This is a genomic window from Vreelandella zhaodongensis (assembly GCF_013415115.1).
GTDB classification, from domain to species: Bacteria; Pseudomonadota; Gammaproteobacteria; order Pseudomonadales; family Halomonadaceae; genus Vreelandella; species Vreelandella zhaodongensis.
In genome coordinates this window covers 241,809-259,141 of the sequence record NZ_JACCDD010000007.1, presented here as the reverse complement: position 1 = coordinate 259,141, position 17,333 = coordinate 241,809, and the positions used below count along the sequence as shown (strand labels likewise).

Here is a 17,333-nt window from a genome sequence, read left to right as displayed (position 1 = left end):
GTGCATGGATATAGCGGATTTTTTTGACACCTTTTTTGAAGAGGCTGAAGAGCTGCTGGCCGATATGGAGCAGCACCTGCTGGAACTGGATGTCGATGATCCGGATAGCGAGCAGCTAAACGCTATTTTCCGCGCAGCCCATTCTATTAAGGGAGGGGCGGGCACCTTCGGCTTTAGCGTGCTGCAAAAAACCACGCATATCTTTGAAAACCTATTGGACCATGCCCGCAAAGGTGAATTGACCCTGCGAGCCGACCTCGTTGATACCTTTTTAGAGGCAAAAGACATCATGCATGAGCAACTCGATGCCTATCGCAACGAGGAAGAGCCGAACCAGGAAGCTTACGAACGCATTTGCCAAACACTGCAAAAGATAGCGCTGGAAGAAATTGGGCAGACGTTGGATGCGCCGGTGGCACCGGCGCCGTTGATTGAACAAACATCGTCAGCTAGCTCTGAGGCCACGGAAGCTGCCCCGCAAAGCGAGCGCCAACTCATGGTGGCGCTGCTGAACGTGAGTGAAAAAGATCGCACGTTGCTGGTTGAAGAGCTGGAGCAACTGGGCAATGTCCAGTCGCATTCGGGGGATGAAAAGCGTTATGAAGTCATCGTGACGGGTGACGTCAGTGGTGATGATATCGAAGCGGTGATGTGCTTCATTATTGAGCCTGAGCAGATCGAAATTAGCGTGACAGACGTTGATCAAGCTGCCAACGCTAATCTTGCGTTAGACCCACCAGCAGACGAAGCCGTTGATGAGGTAGTGCCCCCAGAGTCTGCCAAACCTGCCAGCAGTGCACCAACGCCCCAAAAGCCAGCCAAGCCAGCGGCTAAAAAAGCGGCTCCTGAGTCCTCCTCAATCCGTGTGTCGGTAGACAAAGTCGACCAAATTATCAATTTGGTCGGTGAGCTGATCATCACTCAGTCGATGCTGGATCAAACGGTCAGCGATCTTGGTGATCAGTCTGTTGGCAACAGCTCCTTACAAAATGGCATGAGCCTGCTTCAGCGTAACGCGCGGGATCTTCAGGAAGCGGTGATGTCGATCCGTATGATTCCAATGGAGTTTGTGTTTAGCCGCTTTCCCCGCGTTGTGCGCGATACTGCCGGTAAATTGAACAAAGAAATTGAGCTGGTCACTGAAGGTAAATCCACTGAACTGGACAAAAGTTTGGTTGAGCGTATTACCGACCCGCTAACGCACCTGGTGCGTAACAGCTTAGACCACGGGATTGAGATGCCTGACGAGCGAGAGGCGTTAGGCAAGCCCCGGATTGGCAAGCTGGTGCTATCGGCACGTCATCAGGGTGGCAACATTCTGATAGAAGTTCGTGACGACGGTGCCGGTATGGACCGCGACCGGCTGTTGGCAAAAGCGCGTGAAAACGGCTTGAACGTTTCCGACAACATGCCCGACGAAGATGTCTTCCAGCTGATTTTTGCGCCGGGTTTCTCCACGGCAAAAGAAGTCACCGATGTCTCTGGCCGTGGTGTCGGCATGGATGTCGTGAAGCGGAATATTCAAGGCATGGGAGGCCGGGTTGAAATTCAATCTAAGAAAGGTGAGGGCACCAACACGCGTATTGTGTTGCCGTTAACCCTCGCCATTCTTGATGGTATGTCTATCAAAGTGGGTGGTGAAACCTTTATTTTGCCGCTTTCCACGGTGCTTGAGTCGTTACAGCCTGCCAAAGGCGATATGTATGCCATGGCGGGAGATGATGTGGTGCTTAAGGTGCGCGATGAATACCTTCCTGTTATCGCTATCCATGAAGTTCTCGATGTCGAAAATGCCATTACCGACCCGACCAAAAGTATTGCCGTGATTGTTCAGGGCGAAGGCCGTCGCTATGCCATGTTGGTCGATGAGTTGATTGGCCAGCAGCAGGTGGTTGTAAAGAACTTAGAAGATAATTATCGCAAAGTGCCGGGTGTTTCGGCGGCCACTATCCTGGGTGATGGTAGCGTTGCGCTAATTCTAGATATTACAGGTTTACACCGGTTAAGCCGTGCCAAGAAAGAAGCCGGAAAGCAGGTGAATTATCCACATCTCTCTTATTACCAGGAGGCTGAGCCGTCATGAGCCAAGCAAACAATGGAGCGGTTCTGTCCGCCGCAGAAGCGGATAATCGCGAATTCTTGGTGTTCTCTTTGGGGGAAGAAGAGTACGCCATCGATATTCTTAAGGTTCAGGAAATACGCGGATACGAAAATGTTACTCGGATTGCCAATGCACCAGACTTTATTAAAGGGGTGACCAATCTGCGCGGCGTCATTGTGCCTATTGTTGATCTGCGCATTAAGTTCCACCTAGACAGTGTGGAGTACGGCGGCCAAACGGTAGTTATTGTCGTTAATGTGGCCGACCGCGTGGTTGGTATCGTGGTGGATGGCGTGTCCGATGTTATGACGTTGACACCCGATCAAATCAAGCCAGCGCCTGAATTTGGCGTCACGCTCTCCTCTGATTTCTTGAGCGGGCTAGGGAGCCTCGAAGATCGCATGCTGGTGTTAGTGGATATCGATAAGCTGCTGACCAGCGAAGAAATGGCACTCGTCGACAGCACTAGCAACCGCTAACCCTATTACTGCCCGGCACAGGGAGCGTGCCTTCCGTAAGCCAAAAAACAGCCCTCTGGTGCAACGGATAGCGCCTGCCGATACGGTTGTGTTTGGAGTAATGCGTGTGACACCGCTAATGCGTCAAGTGATGAGCAATATGACCGTACGTCTGAGCTGGGGGCTGGTACTGGCCACCTTTTCAATCTTGGTGGTGGTGGCCTGTGGCATAGGGCTTTATGCACTCCACCATGGCGCAGCCATTGTGCAGGCGTCGAATGATCTACAGGTGCAGCAAGCGGCATTCGGCGATTTTGCTGCCCGTATTCGTTGGGTGTTAATTGGCGTTGTCATCATGACCGGATTAACGGTGACGGTGGTGATCTGGGGCGTGAGCGTTAATGTACTGCGTCCCCTGGATCGCTTAGTAGGTTACTTCGAGAAAATGGCTCAGGGCGATTTGAGCCAGCAGATTACCTCTCCCGGCAATAATGAAATTGGCAGACTCTATAGCGCGATGGCGCATATGCAGTCTTCGCTGTCTGAGACTGTCGGTGTGGTTCGTCAAAGCGGCGCGTCGATTTTTGAGCGTTCTCAGCATATCGCCAGTGGCAATAATGACCTCTCTTCACGAACCGAGCAGCAAGCCTCTTCCCTGGAAGAGACGGCCTCCAGCATGGAGCAGTTGGCCTCTACCGTGGGGCACAATGCAGACAATGCGCTACAAGCCAGCCAGCTCGCCAATGAGGTAACGCTAACCGCCAGACGCAGTGGCGAAGAAGTGTCCAACATTGTTGAAACCATGCAAGACATCAGCGCGAGCTCCCACCAGGTCGCCGAGATTATTACGGTCATCGATAACATTGCCTTTCAAACCAACATTCTTGCCTTGAATGCGTCGGTAGAGGCCGCCCGCGCTGGCGAGCATGGCAAAGGGTTTGCCGTGGTAGCGCAAGAAGTTCGCAGTCTCGCTAGCCGCAGTGCCAATGCCGCCAAAGAAATTCGCACCCTGATTGATGCATCGCTTGGCAAAGTCGACGCAGGTACCCAGCGGGTGAACCACGCGGGACAAACCATGCAGGATCTTGTCGCTGCCGTTCAACGGGTCAACGATATTATGGATGAGATCGCAGCCGCTTCTGAAGAACAAAGCAATGGCATTGGTCAGGTGAATCAAGCGGTGGCCCAAATGGATCAGGTCGTGCAGCAAAATGCTCAGCTGGTTCAGCAGGCAGCACGCAGTGCCAATGAGTTAGAGAGCGAAGCGGCGCGCTTGAGAGAGGCTGTCGAGCGCTTTCATGTTGGGCCTAGTCATGGGCTGACGAGTAATCCCGTATCTCGCCACGCATTGCAGCCTCGTGCCCTTCAGCAAGTGCCTGCCGTCCCAGCTACGGCGGCCAAAAAAACACCTGCTCGTAACACGGCAGTCGATGAGTGGGAAGCGTTTTAAGTCGTGCGGTTTAGGCTCATTACTTCCTCGGCTTTAATACTAAAAATAAGGTATGCGGATGCGTAATAACCAGCCAGTCACTCAGCGTGAAGTTGAACTCCAGAGTGATGATTTCCTCGTTTCGCGTACGGATCTTAAAGGGCGCATTACCTATGCAAACCCTGCCTTTATCCAGATAAGTGGTTTCCAGCATGAAGAGCTGATAGGCGCGCCGCATAACCTGATTCGGCACCCAGATATGCCGCCAGTGGCATTTGAAAACCTGTGGCAGACCGTGAAAAGCGGTGAAACATGGCGAGGGCTGGTTAAAAACCGTTGTAAAAATGGTGACCACTACTGGGTAAGTGCCAGCGTTACACCCATTGTTGAGGAAGACCAAGTAGTGGGGTACGCCTCTGTCAGGGTGCAGGCATCTAGAGAGGCGATTGCGCAAGCGGAGCAAGCCTACGCTGAAATTCGTGAAGGACGCAACAAGCAGCTTTATCTAGACAAGGGGAAGCTACGCAAGAAAGGCCTTGCCCAGCGCTTAAAGCGGATACGGCTTGATACCATTCGCGCTAAATTGGTTGGCATGATTGTGGTGGCAGGTGCGCTGCTGTTGGTAAGTGGTGGCCTTGGGCTGTATGGCATCAACGTATCGGGCGAGCGCCTTACGGCGCTTAACAATGATGGGCTGGGTGATGTCATTCGCCTGCAACAGATTGATCAAACCATCGCGCAAACCCGCCAAGCCATGATTGAGCCAGAACGTATGGAGCTGATTCAACAGCGCTTCGAGATGGGTGAAATGGTTGCTGACAGTGCCGCGACGATCGAGTCCGTCTGGCAGCAGTACTACTCTCGTGAGGTTAACGTCTCAACACTTGCCACCTCGTTCAATGAGCGGTTACAGGCGTTTTTAGACAATGGCATGTTGCGAGCATCAACCGTTCTACAGGCCGAAGATACGTATGAAGTGTTTGTCGGCTTGGATGCAATTACGAGCGTGATGAATAACGAAGGGCGTGAGCTCTCTTCCATGGTGAATCAGCTGATCGCTCAGAAACAAGCCGCCGCGGAATCCATGGCTGTTGATGCTGAGCGAGGTCAGGCCCGTATGCTCAGTGCCCAGGCTGTTGTACTGGGGAGTGGCTTGTTGGCGCTTATCCTATTGGGAGCTATTACGTTACGCTCGATTGTTCGACCGCTGAAGAGCGCATCACGTTTTACCTTGCAAATAGCGGGTGGAAACCTAGCCGCCAAAGTGCCCCCCCACCAGCGTGATGAAGTCGGTCTGCTGATGGAGTCGCTGAATACCATGCGTAAAAGTTTGAGTAGCATTATCAGTGATGTAAAAGGCGGCATTAATGTGGTCACGCCCGCCGCCCAAGATATTGCCAGTGGTAACGAAGCGTTGTCCTCGCGTACCGAGCAGCAGGCGGCGTCGCTACAGCAAACGGCCTCCAGCATGGAAGAAATGACCACAACCGTGCGACAAAACAGTGATAACGCTCAAGAAGCTCGCCGCCTTGCCGATAATAATGCTAAGCAGGTGACGCAGACTGGGGAACTCATGTCGCAGTTAGTCGAGAATATGCAGCGAATTACCCAAAGCTCGCAAAAAATGACTGACATCATCAACGTGATTGACTCGATTGCTTTCCAAACCAATATCCTGGCACTCAATGCGTCAGTTGAAGCCGCTAGGGCAGGTGAGCATGGTCGCGGTTTTGCGGTGGTTGCCGAAGAAGTCCGTAATCTAGCAGGTCGTAGTGCAAGCGCTTCTAAAGAGATTCGCGGGCTAATAGACGGCTCTAATCTAGAAATAAATGCTGGCGCTGGACTGGTCAAAAAAGCGGAAGAAGCGATAGGCGAGGTTGCCGATGCTGCGCGAAATGTCACTCAGATTATGCACGATATTTCGTCAGCGTCTGAAGAGCAGAGTCATGGTATTGCGGAAGTCAACCAAGCTGTGGCGGAAATGGATCAAGCAACCCAACAAAATGCCGTACGTGTTCAGGAAACAGCACGTGCCGCGGTGGCATTAGAGCAGCAAGCGGGCTTATTGGCACTGTCTGTTGAAGCGTTCCGCTTGAGCAATCATAGCGCCCCCCATGCATCCGGCTCTGCACTTAATACCTATCGCGGCAGTGCGACTCAGCTCCTTGAAAGCCCGAGTAAACTGCCTACGTCGCCAACAAAGCGGCCGCTGGCCTCTGTAGAGGAGTGGGAAGAATTTTGATCGACCAACGCGAGCGGGGAGCTGAGGCCAGCCAGTGGGCATCAGGGGGGCAGATCGAGCGCGACCTTGTGCTAACGGACGCTGACTTTTCACGCATAAGAGAGCTGATTTACCTGCGCGCCGGAATAGTGCTTGCTGAACATAAACGTGAAATGGTTTACAGCCGTTTAGCGAAGCGGCTGCGCCACCACGGTATCACGCGTTTCACCGACTACCTATCGCGACTGGAGCGTCAGCCAGATGCTAAAGAGTGGGAGGCATTTACCAATGCCTTAACCACCAACCTTACGGCGTTTTTTCGCGAGGCCCACCACTTTCCACTGTTAGCCGAGCACATCAAGCAAAAACAAACGCCCGTCACTATCTGGTGCTCTGCGGCCTCGACGGGTGAAGAGCCTTATTCCATTGCGATGACGCTGCTCGAGACGCTAGGACCAAAAGCCGCGCAAGCCAAGGTAGTAGCAACCGATATTGATACGGACGCGCTGAGCAAAGCGCGCGCCGGTATTTATCCGCTTGAACAAGTGCGCAAATTAGACGATTCGCGGGTAAAGCGGTTTTTCCAAAAAGGCACCGGTGGTCACGCAGGCCTAGCGCGGGTGCGTCCAGAAGTATCGGCCCTGGTGGAGTTTGTACCGCTAAATTTGTTGGCACCCCAGTGGTCGGTAAAAGGCCCTTTTGATGCCGTTTTTTGTCGCAACATAATGATTTATTTCGATAAAGATACTCAGGCCAAGATTCTCAAGCGGTTTGCCCCGTTGATGAAGCCAGATGCCCTGCTGTTTGCTGGCCACTCGGAAAATTTCTCGTACATCAGTGATGCATTCAAGCTGCGTGGGCAGACGGTCTATACCCTCGCAAAAAAATAAATCGGTTTCGTGGGTTTGGCACTTCTGGGGGCGTTCGCCCAATCGGAGTGGGTCGGCACACAGGTGTTTACCGTATAAAGGAGGCGTGCTGTGAACGCAGCCAAAATCAAAGTGTTGTGTGTCGATGATTCGGCGCTGATTCGTGACTTATTGACTGAAATAATCAATTCACAGCCAGACATGGAAGTCGTCGCCGTTGCGCCAGACCCCATTGCAGCCAGAGATCTGATTAAACAACACAACCCTGATGTGCTAACGCTAGACGTAGAAATGCCGCGGATGGATGGCCTCGATTTCCTGGAGCGGCTAATGCGGCTACGCCCCATGCCAGTGCTTATGGTGTCATCGCTTACTCAGAGTGGTTCAGAAATCACCCTGCGAGCGTTGGAGCTGGGCGCGTTAGATTTTGTGGCCAAGCCTAGCCTAGGTATTCGTAGCGGCATGATGGAGTATGCGGCTGAAATTACCGATAAGCTGCGTGCCGCCGCGCGTTCGCGCCCGCGTCAGGCGCGTCATAAAAATGCGCCGCCGCCCACTCAATTGAAAGCCCCCATGGTGTCCAGTGAAAAGCTGATTATCATTGGCGCTTCTACTGGCGGCACAGAGGCGATTCGGTCAGTGCTAGAACCACTGCCGGCGAATGCTCCAGCGATTTTGATTACGCAGCACATGCCTGGTGGCTTTACGCGTTCCTTTGCCGAACGGCTAGATCGGCTGTGCCGTATTAGCGTAAAAGAGGCCGCCGATGGCGAGCGTGTTTTGCCAGGGCACGCCTATATTGCCCCAGGTGACCAGCACCTTGAGCTTGCCCGCAGCGGTGCCAACTATGTGGCGCGCCTGAATGATGGTCCGCCGGTCAACCGTCACCGGCCTTCTGTTGATGTGCTGTTTCATTCTGCCTCAAAACATGCTGGTAAAAATGCCATTGGGGTGATTTTGACTGGGATGGGTAAGGACGGCGCAGCAGGGCTATTAGAGATGCGTCAAGCAGGCGCTGCCACCATTGCACAAAACGAAGAAACCTGTGTGGTGTTTGGCATGCCCAGAGAGGCCATCGCGATGGGGGGGGCGGTTGATGTGGTGGCGTTAGAAGACATCCCGTCACGTTTGATGGCATTAATTGCCGCTTCAGGACGTGCACAGCGGGTATAACAACCCCATAACAACGTAAGGGGAACAAAAGAAATGACACGCTCACTGCGGCACATCAGTATTCACTCTGCGGTTATCATCGCGCTCACCAGTTTTGTCATGCTGATCTTGGTGTTAGCAGGTATCAGTTTCATGTCAGACCGTAATGCGCAGGCCAACCTATCGACTTACAGCTTGATTAGTAACGATCAACTTAACGAGATTAATCGGGCAGACTCGCTGCTTAATCAAGCGATGCTAGCGATGGAAACGGCTTCCAATTTCTTAATGGTAGGCCAAACCCGTCAGTCTAATGAACAGGTTGACATTGCTCTGGATCGTATCGAGCGTGCAGAGCAGCGCTTTGAGCAGTTTGTTGCCACGCCACGCACTGATCAGGGCGATGCATTGGGTGATGCGCTGATCGCAGACTTTCGCGAGGTAATGGACTTAGTTAAGCAGCAGCACGTGACGTTTGAAACGATGGATATCAATACGTTTAATCGTTTGCGAGAGGAGCTGGTTGACCCGCTGAGTCACCTAGCAAGCAGTACCACCGCCTTTGTTCAGTATGGTTTTCAGCGTGTCGAACGCATCCGTAGCGACGCCGACGCTCAAGGCAATGTGTTTATGTGGATCAATGCACTCGCCGTTGCGGTTGCGTTGCTCGTGACGCTACTTATTTATGGTGCCTTGCGTCGCACTGTGATTGCACCTTTAAATGATGCGGTCAGGCGTTTGGATAAAATTGCCCAAGCAGACTTGACTGAGCCAGTACCCGAATCGGGTCACAATGAAGTGGGCCGGCTGTTTACGGCGATGGCCGTTATGCAGCAAAACCTGACAGCGACAGTGGCTCGCGTACGAGAAGGTAGCGGTGAAATACATCACGGCACGCGAGAGATTGCGAGTGGTAATGCGGATTTGTCATCACGTACCGAACAGCAGGCTGCTTCCATTGAAGAAACGGCTGCCAGCATGGAACAGATGACGGCAACGGTTAAACAAAATGCCGATAATGCGCGTCAGGCAAGTACGCTGGCAGCGGACGCCTCGACTACTGCCGAGCAAGGTGGCCAGGTGGTGGAGCAGGTCGTGCAAACCATGCACGGAATTTCGACCAGCTCTCAGAAAGTGGCAGACATCACCAGTGTGATTGACTCTATCGCTTTTCAAACCAATATTTTGGCTCTCAATGCTTCGGTAGAAGCGGCACGTGCTGGCGAGCAAGGGCGTGGGTTTGCCGTCGTGGCGGGAGAAGTTCGCAACCTCGCCAGTCGCAGTGCTGATGCAGCTAAAGAAATTAAAACGCTGATTGATGCGTCCGTTACACAGATCAAACAAGGTTCTACGCTAGTAGAACAGGCGGGTGCGACCATGACCAATGTTGTCACCGCTGTGCGTCGAGTAACCGATATTATGGATGAAATTTCGGCGGCTTCTCAGGAGCAAAGTGATGGTATTGAGCAGGTCAGCCAAGCGGTAGGGCAAATGGATGAAGTGACGCAGCAGAACGCGGCGCTGGTTCAGCAAGCATCAGCAGCGGCGATGTCGCTAGAAGAACAAGCCAACCGGTTAGAAGAAGCGGTAGCGGTATTTAAGTTACTTGGCGTACAGGATCAACAGCGCCAAGCCTTACCAGCCCACAGCCAGCCTGCTGTTGGGCTGGCCGCGAAACCTGCTGCTACCATGCCGGTTGCGCGCCGAACACCAGAACACAGCCACCATGACGAGTGGGAAGCGTTCTAATCTTGACCTCTGACTGAATGACCAGTCACCTTAATCGCTGTTTATAAGCACCTGTTTTTTTTAAAACATATTAAATAAGAGGATGACCAATGGCCGATAAGAACATGAGTTTTTTGGTAGTTGACGACTTTCCCACTATGCGTCGGATCGTTCGCAGCTTGTTAAAAGAGTTGGGTTTTACCAACGTAGATGAAGCAGAAGATGGTCAAGATGCTCTGAACAAACTGCGGGCGGGCAACTTTGAATTCGTCGTGTCTGATTGGAACATGCCTAACCTTGACGGCCTGGAAATGCTCAAAGAGATTCGCCAAGACGATGCATTGAAAGGCTTGCCAGTATTGATGGTGACCGCAGAAGCCAAAAAAGAGAACATTATTGCTGCTGCGCAAGCAGGGGCTAACGGTTATGTTGTCAAGCCGTTTACTGCCGCCACCCTTGAAGAAAAACTCAACAAAATCTTCGAGAAAATGAGCAAATGAAGCGGCTGCGCTTAAATGCTCGGTTAACGAGGAGGCACCCCTATGAGTCAGCATGAGCAGAACGCTACTCAACTGTCCGAGGAAGCGGCTGAGGACTTGATCTTTCGCATCGGCAAACTGACCCGCATGTTGCGCGACAATATGCGAGAGCTAGGCTTGGACAAAGAGATCGAGAAAGCGGCGGAAGCGATTCCTGATGCACGTGATCGGCTGCACTACGTGGCAACCATGACCGAGCAAGCTGCAGATCGTGCGTTAAATGCCATTGATCGCGCGCAACCGTTACAAGACCAGCTTTCTGACCGTGCTGAGGCATTGGATAAGCGTTGGGCTGAATGGTTTGAAGCTCCCAAAGAGCTGGATGATGCCAAAGCGTTAGTCAAAGAAACACGCACCTACTTAAGCGACGTACCGACTATCGCAGCAGCGACTAACAAAGAGCTGCTAGATATTATGATGGCCCAGGATTTTCAGGATCTTACTGGTCAAGTCATCAAAAAAATGATGGATGTTATTCGAGAGATCGAGCATCAGTTGGTGCAGGTGTTAATCGATAATGTGCCGGGCGCGCAAGCCAGAGAGTCGATGCAGCGCAAGGCGGAAGATCAGTGGAAAAACGAAAACGCTCGTCGCAATGAAGAGCTGTTAAATGGTCCTCAGGTCAAAGGTAATTCCCCAGATATTGTCACCGGTCAGGATCAGGTAGATGACTTATTGGACGAATTAGGCTTTTAATGCGTTGTTATTAAGCCATTGTAAAAAACCGTATCTGGCAATATAGGTGTTTTGTTCAGCCGTCCTTTGGGGCGGCTGACTTTATGGTAAGCCACGCAAGACACCGCCGGATGGCCGCATGGCAGAGAACGATAGCGATCAGGAAAAGACAGAAGAAGCCACCCCTCGGCGCTTGGAGAAAGCCCGTGAGGAAGGGCAGGTTCCCCGATCCCGAGAGCTGTCGACCTTTTTGTTGCTACTGGGTGGTGTAATTGGGCTGTGGAGCATGGGGCAAATGCTCTATGACCAGCTGGGTATGGTGATGGAGCAGGCGTTTTTATTTGAACGCCGCCAAGTGATGGAAAGTACCCCCATGCTGGTGAATGCGCTGGACCTAGGCCAGCGCACTCTGTTTGTCATGCTGCCGCTTTTTTTGCTGTTGTCGGTCATTGCCCTTGTAGCGCCAGCGCTGCTTGGCGGCTGGTTGGTATCAGCAAAGTCGATGCAGCCTAAGTTATCGAAGCTAAACCCTGTGAAAGGCCTGAAACGCATTTTCTCGACGCAGGCATTAATTGAACTGTCGAAAGCGATTGCGAAATCAGTTCTGGTCGGCGGCATTGCCGCGTCGTTTATCTATGCCAACGTTGGCAAGTTTTTGGGGCTAATGGACCAGCCCATCCAGCAAGCATTAGCGACTGCCTTGAATATGTCAGCGCTAGCCGCAGGCTTGATCGTTTTATCGTTAGTTGTGGTTATTCTGATTGATGTGCCTTTTCAGCTTTGGAGCAACGCTAAAAAGCTACGTATGAGCAAGGAAGAGGTAAAACGAGAGCATAAAGAGTCTGAAGGCGATCCCCATGTAAAAGGCCGTATTCGTCAGCAGCAGCAGGCGATGGCACGGGGGCGCATGATGAACAAAGTGCCCGAAGCAGACGTGATTATCACCAACCCGACTCACTATGCGGTGGCTCTGATGTATCAAGAGGGCAGCATGGGAGCTCCCAAACTGGTGGCCAAAGGAGCCGATGCCGTCGCTGCGCGTATTCGCGAAATAGGGCTGGAAGCTGGTGTGCCAAGGTTGGAGGCTGCTCCCTTGGCGCGAGCGCTTTACCACCACGTAGACTTAGACGCTGAAGTACCCGCAGACCTGTATACCGCCGTGGCCGAAGTCATGGCATGGGCCTACCGCCTGAAGCAAGTTGCACAACAAGGAGGCGAGGTGCCCCCCACCCCAGATAATTTATCCGTTCCCCCTGAAATGGAACGCCCCAACCGCCATGCCGATGGTAGTGAGGCGCAACCATGAAAGGTTTAAGCCAACTGATCAATCAGCGCGACTGGATGGGCGACGTGCGCATGAAGCTGCTGGCTGGGCCGGTGCTGATATTGATGATTTTGGGCATGATGATACTGCCCTTACCGCCCTTTGTTCTTGATTTGCTCTTCACCTTCAATATCGCGCTGGCCATTATGGTCCTGTTGGTCAGCATGTTTGCAGAGAAGCCGCTCGATTTTGCGGCTTTTCCTGCTGTGTTGCTGTTCACCACCCTGCTGCGACTATCGCTCAATGTGGCCTCGACCCGAGTTGTCTTGATGGAAGGGCATCAGGGTGGGGACGCCGCAGGTAAGGTCATCGAAGCGTTTGGTACCTTCCTGGTGGGCGGTAATTTTGCGGTTGGCTTAGTGGTCTTTTTGATACTGGTCATCATCAATTTCATGGTAATCACGAAAGGTGCCGGGCGGATCGCGGAAGTTGGCGCGCGCTTCGTATTGGATGCGATGCCGGGTAAGCAGATGGCGATCGATGCGGACCTAAACGCAGGCTTGATTGGCGAAGAAGACGCCAAAAAACGCCGTGCAGAGGTAGCTCAGGAAGCAGATTTTTACGGCTCTATGGATGGCGCCAGTAAGTTTGTACGCGGTGATGCCATGGCCGGCTTGGTCATCATGGTGGTCAATATTATTGGTGGGTTATTGATTGGCATGATGCAGCACAACATGGGCTTTTCTGATGCTGCACGCACCTATACATTGCTGACCATTGGTGATGGCCTGGTGGCTCAGATACCTGCCCTCGTCATTTCAACCGCCGCAGGTGTGACGGTTTCTCGGGTAAATACCGAGCAGGACGTTGGTCAGCAAATGATCAGCCAGCTGTTTGTTAACCCTCAGGTCATGATACTGGCTGCGATGGTCATGGGCCTGCTAGGCATGGTGCCAGGCATGCCCAACTTGGTTTTCCTGATTTTTACCGCACTGCTGGCAGGCTTGGCCTGGTACCTGATACGCCAAAAAGAGCAGGCATTGTTAAAAGAAGAGGTGTTAGCGGCACCGCCGCCTCAACAAGAGTCGCCAGAGGCGAGTTGGGAGGATGTGCAACTGGTGGATACCTTGGGCCTTGAGGTTGGGCATCGGCTTATTCCCTTGGTGGACTCCCGCCAAAAAGGCGAGCTTCTGAGCCGCATTAAAAGCGTACGTAAGAAGTTTGCTCAAGAGGTAGGCTTTCTGCCGCCAGTGGTGCATATCAGAGATAACCTTGAGCTGCCTCCTAACACCTACGTGCTCTCTATGAAGGGTGCCGAAATTGGACGTGCAGAAGCGCAGCCAGGGAAGTGGTTGGCGATAGACCCAGGCCAGGTATCGGGAGAGCTACAGGGTACGCCAACACAAGACCCTGCTTTCGGCTTACCTGCTGTTTGGATTGATGCCAATCAGCGCGAGCATGCTCAGGTGTACGGCTATACCGTGGTGGATGCGAGTACGGTGATTGCTACCCACTTAAACCACCTGCTACACCGTCATTCGCCTGAAATGCTGGGGCGTCAAGAAGTGCAGAAATTGCTTGATAAGCTGGGCGACGACCAAAAGTCGCTGGTCGAGGAAGTGGTGCCGAAGGCTATTTCACTCACTGTGCTGCAGCGTATTTTGCAAAACCTGCTGGATGAAGATGTCTCGATTCGTGATATGCGCACCGTGCTGGATACGTTGGCCGAGTACGCAGGGCAGCAGCAAGATCCTAACGAACTAACCGCGTTGGTGCGTATTGCCCTGGGCCGCGCTATTACGCAGCAGTGGTTTGCAGGCCAAGATACCTTGCAAGTGATGGGGCTCGACGCACAGCTAGAGCAAGTGCTCCTGCAAGCGATGAATGGTAACGGTGCCATGGAACCTGGTTTGGCAGACACGCTAATGAACCAAGCACAGCAAGCGCTAGAGCGTCACGAGGCCAGTGGGGAAGCGCCTGTTCTTGTGGTTCAGCACTCCTTACGTCCCGTACTGTCGCGCTTTTTACGCCGCCGGGTACGCCATTTAGTGGTGATGTCTCAGGCGGAGATTCCTGATGACCGGACATTACGGGTCACGACGCTAGTGGGCGGAAGGCAGTGACGTTTATACACAACGCCTGTGGGAACCACTCAAACAGAGGCAAGAGTAGCGTATGAGCGTTAGAAGATTTGTTGGTGCAAACAGTCGCGACGTCATGCGCCAAGTGCGCGAAGCATTGGGCGATGACGCTTTAATTGTCGCCAATCGCCGCACGGAAGGTGGTGTTGAAATACTCGCGATGGCGGATGAGGCGGTAGACCACTTTGAGCCTTCTCCCACCTGGCCAGCGCCTCCAAGTCCTACCGCATTTTCGCAGCCTGACTCAGATCCACTACAGACAATGAGTGAGCGTCTGCTGCGAGAGATGCAAGAGATGAGGCAGCTATTATCCACGCAGCCCGTCACAGCCCCCGCCTCATCAGACGCTGTTATGTCAGCACGTATGCGGCAATGGCTGCTTGGCGCTGGCTTTAGTGAAGAGCTAAGCGATGAGGTGCTGGCAGGACTGCCAACATCGCTAGCGGAGCAGGATACTGACAGCGACGATGTGATGACGTGGCTCCGCGAGCAGTTAATGGCCCGCTTGCCCGTGCTTACAGAAGAAGCCGGTTTTTTTGATCAAGCTGGCATTGTGGCGCTGGTTGGCCCGACAGGGGTAGGGAAAACCACGACCACAGCAAAGCTGGCGGCGCGTTTCGTGATGCGCCACGGCACACGCCCCGTGGCCCTTGTCACCACCGATAGCTTTCGTATCGGCGCCCACGAGCAGCTACGCATTTATGCCCGACTGCTTGATACCCCAATGTATGCCTTGGACGCCGAGCAGCCTATTGATGAGCTAGTTGGACGATTGCAGGGTAAACAGTGGGTGATTATCGACACCGTCGGTATGAGTCAGCGTGACCAGCGGGTTATCGAGCAAATCGCTCATTTACAAGGCGGACAAGCCACCGTGCGGCTGGTGCTGCTGCTGAACGCTGCCAGTCAGCCTGAAACCTTAGAAGAAGTGGTACTGCGTTATCGCCAAGCGGCACGTGCTGCGGGCGCAGAGCTGAATGACTGCATTATTACCAAGCAAGATGAGGCAGGTCGCTTAGCTCCCGTGCTAGATATTGTCATGCGACACGGCTTGCGGGTGCTATTTGGATCCCATGGCCAGCGTGTGCCCGAAGACATGACGGTAGCAGATCCTGCTGGGTTAATTAATCAGGCTCTGAACACGCCATCTACTAAAGGGCGGAGTTTTGTCGAGACACCGCCTGCGCCTGCCTCAGTAGGCCTGCCACGTTGGTCTCGGGACGTACTGGGCCAAGGGCGACGCCTGACCTCGGTGCTAAGGCAGCTGCGGGAGCGGATAGTCGGGTTCTCCGCGTTGGAGTCAGTCTGGGATCTCGCTTCCCTGCCCGTTGTACTGCAAGACGAGCGGCTCGATGCCGTATTAGCCAGCGGGTCATGTGCTGGGAAAGGGCTGGGGGTTGCCTGGGCGCCACGCCGAAACGAGCGTGGCTGTGATTGGCCGATGCCTGACATTGGACTTGATGCAGATGGTGGCTGGCTTGCATTGCCAAGCTTGCAGCATCGCCAGCCCGCGGGCTGGCAATCGCGCATGTCAGCCCAAGGCGTCACGTTAGGTGCAGTGGTTCACTTATTGCCTGCATTGCCAGACCCAGCCACGTTAGCGTGGTTAGAAGCCCAACACCTGACCTGGGTCACACTTGTGTCTGCCGGTCAGCGGGTACACTGGCAAGCCGAGCGTTATGCCTTACGCCAACTGTTCACTGATAGCTCGCTGACGCAACACGTTGGCGTACGTTTTCGTGGCCAATCGCTGCAGCTTTGGAACACCCATAAGCAGGTGGAAGATGCCGCTGGCAATCTTCTATTGGCATGGGTTGGGGAGATCCGTGACCCTGAAAATGGTAAATGCATTGCTCGCCGCTACTGGTTAACGCCTGCTCGATTAGGCGCAGACGTGCTTTCGCTTTTGGTTATTCAGCTACAAAGCGAAGGTTTATCCAGCTTAACCAAGCGCGCGTGGCAGCAGTTGAAAGAAGCAGACGGTGGCGAGGTAAGCACGGAAGTGCGTCTATTAATGGCGAGCGGTGTGGCAGCGGCTGCCGGGCACTTGGATGTGGCGAATGATGAGACAGCCGTAGCGCTGCGTACCGACTTGCTACGGTTATTGGGCACGACGCGTAAGCGACGTGACACCGCCATGTTAGATGCCCTTGTCCACGCGTTTATGGCGCGTGACGCTATTCGCCAATTAAGCAGTGTGAGCCGAGAGGGGCTGACATGAGCGCCCAGGATCAAGCCGCTGGCCTTCGTAAATGGGCAGATTTGCAGCGCCAGCAGCGCCAAGCGACAGCAGAAGACAATGCTCTTACGGATGACACCGTTGCTCAGGTGATGCCTGCTGCGGTGGAAGAGCATTCCACTGTTGTGCCTCAAAGACCGCTGATGGTGATAGGTCTGCCTAACAGCGGTGAGCAGCAAGTAGCTAAAGTAAAAGGGCGGTTAGCCCAGTGGTCGGTATTAGGCCGTCGCTGGGCTGGCGACCCGGATGATTGGGATATTCACATTGTGAATGTTAATGCAGACAACCTTGCTCAGCTTAAACATCGCTATTCGCGATGGGCGCTATGGATTAATAGCGATGCTGAAGCATTTGGGCCCATGTACCGCGCGTTGCGACATCTCCGAGAGAACGGCGGTCCGCAGCAGTTGCTAGCGCTGCATGAGCCGCACTTGCCGCGTCGGGGGCTGCTCGAGAACTTGCAAGAGGCGGCAGCCCGTTATCTGGAAATAGAGCTTTTGCTGCTTGCGCGTTAATA

The 17,333-nt window shown here is 53.4% G+C and carries 13 protein-coding genes; all 13 read left to right on the top strand.

Annotation, left to right across the window (positions count from 1 at the left end; translation table 11 throughout):
• Window positions 1–4: 4 nt before the first annotated feature.
• The 13 genes from cheA to HZS79_RS13845 all read left to right on the top strand — a co-directional run bounded on the left by cheA (window position 5) and on the right by HZS79_RS13845 (window position 17,331).
• A complete protein-coding gene (cheA, locus tag HZS79_RS13905) occupies window positions 5–2,083 on the top strand; it encodes a chemotaxis protein CheA (protein WP_179928158.1) in 2,079 nt (692 codons plus the stop codon).
• Window positions 2,080–2,580, top strand: a complete 501-nt coding sequence (cheW, locus tag HZS79_RS13900; RefSeq protein WP_162217948.1) for a chemotaxis protein CheW — start codon at window positions 2,080–2,082, stop codon at window positions 2,578–2,580. The genes cheA and cheW overlap by 4 nt, the downstream gene beginning before the upstream one ends.
• Window positions 2,581–2,680: 100 nt before the next feature.
• The gene (locus HZS79_RS13895) at window positions 2,681–4,009 is read left to right on the top strand and encodes a methyl-accepting chemotaxis protein (RefSeq protein WP_162217974.1); all 1,329 of its coding nucleotides are present in this window, start codon (window positions 2,681–2,683) and stop codon (window positions 4,007–4,009) included.
• Between the two features lie 58 nt (window positions 4,010–4,067).
• Window positions 4,068–6,230 carry a methyl-accepting chemotaxis protein gene (locus tag HZS79_RS13890; RefSeq protein ID WP_179928157.1) on the top strand — a complete coding sequence of 721 codons (2,163 nt, stop codon included), beginning with the start codon at window positions 4,068–4,070 and terminating at the stop codon, window positions 6,228–6,230.
• Window positions 6,227–7,099, top strand: coding sequence for a CheR family methyltransferase (locus HZS79_RS13885; RefSeq protein WP_162217946.1), 873 nt, complete (start codon window positions 6,227–6,229; stop codon window positions 7,097–7,099). Before HZS79_RS13890 ends, HZS79_RS13885 begins: the two co-directional genes overlap by 4 nt.
• Window positions 7,100–7,189: 90 nt before the next feature.
• Complete coding sequence (locus tag HZS79_RS13880) at window positions 7,190–8,251, top strand: chemotaxis-specific protein-glutamate methyltransferase CheB (RefSeq protein ID WP_179928156.1); 1,062 nt, start codon at window positions 7,190–7,192, stop codon at window positions 8,249–8,251.
• 33 nt (window positions 8,252–8,284) lie between these two features.
• Window positions 8,285–9,979: a methyl-accepting chemotaxis protein gene (locus tag HZS79_RS13875; protein ID WP_179928155.1), complete on the top strand. Its 1,695-nt coding sequence runs from the start codon at window positions 8,285–8,287 to the stop codon at window positions 9,977–9,979.
• Window positions 9,980–10,068: 89 nt separating this feature from the next.
• Window positions 10,069–10,458 (top strand): chemotaxis response regulator CheY, encoded by a 390-nt coding sequence (gene cheY, locus HZS79_RS13870; RefSeq protein ID WP_162217943.1) that lies wholly within the window; start codon window positions 10,069–10,071, stop codon window positions 10,456–10,458.
• 42 nt (window positions 10,459–10,500) lie between these two features.
• Entirely contained in the window at window positions 10,501–11,193 is a 693-nt protein-coding gene (gene cheZ / locus HZS79_RS13865) for a protein phosphatase CheZ (RefSeq protein WP_179928154.1), read from the top strand.
• 118 nt (window positions 11,194–11,311) lie between these two features.
• A complete protein-coding gene (flhB, locus tag HZS79_RS13860) occupies window positions 11,312–12,478 on the top strand; it encodes a flagellar biosynthesis protein FlhB (protein ID WP_162217941.1) in 1,167 nt (388 codons plus the stop codon).
• The gene (flhA, locus tag HZS79_RS13855) at window positions 12,475–14,559 is read left to right on the top strand and encodes a flagellar biosynthesis protein FlhA (protein ID WP_179928153.1); all 2,085 of its coding nucleotides are present in this window, start codon (window positions 12,475–12,477) and stop codon (window positions 14,557–14,559) included. The genes flhB and flhA overlap by 4 nt, the downstream gene beginning before the upstream one ends.
• Window positions 14,560–14,611: 52 nt before the next feature.
• On the top strand, window positions 14,612–16,798 hold the full coding sequence (gene flhF, locus HZS79_RS13850; RefSeq protein WP_179928152.1) for a flagellar biosynthesis GTPase FlhF: 2,187 nt from the start codon (window positions 14,612–14,614) through the stop codon (window positions 16,796–16,798).
• Window positions 16,795–17,331 carry a hypothetical protein gene (locus tag HZS79_RS13845; protein ID WP_179928151.1) on the top strand — a complete coding sequence of 179 codons (537 nt, stop codon included), beginning with the start codon at window positions 16,795–16,797 and terminating at the stop codon, window positions 17,329–17,331. The genes flhF and HZS79_RS13845 overlap by 4 nt, the downstream gene beginning before the upstream one ends.
• The last annotated feature ends 2 nt before the right edge of the window (window positions 17,332–17,333 follow it).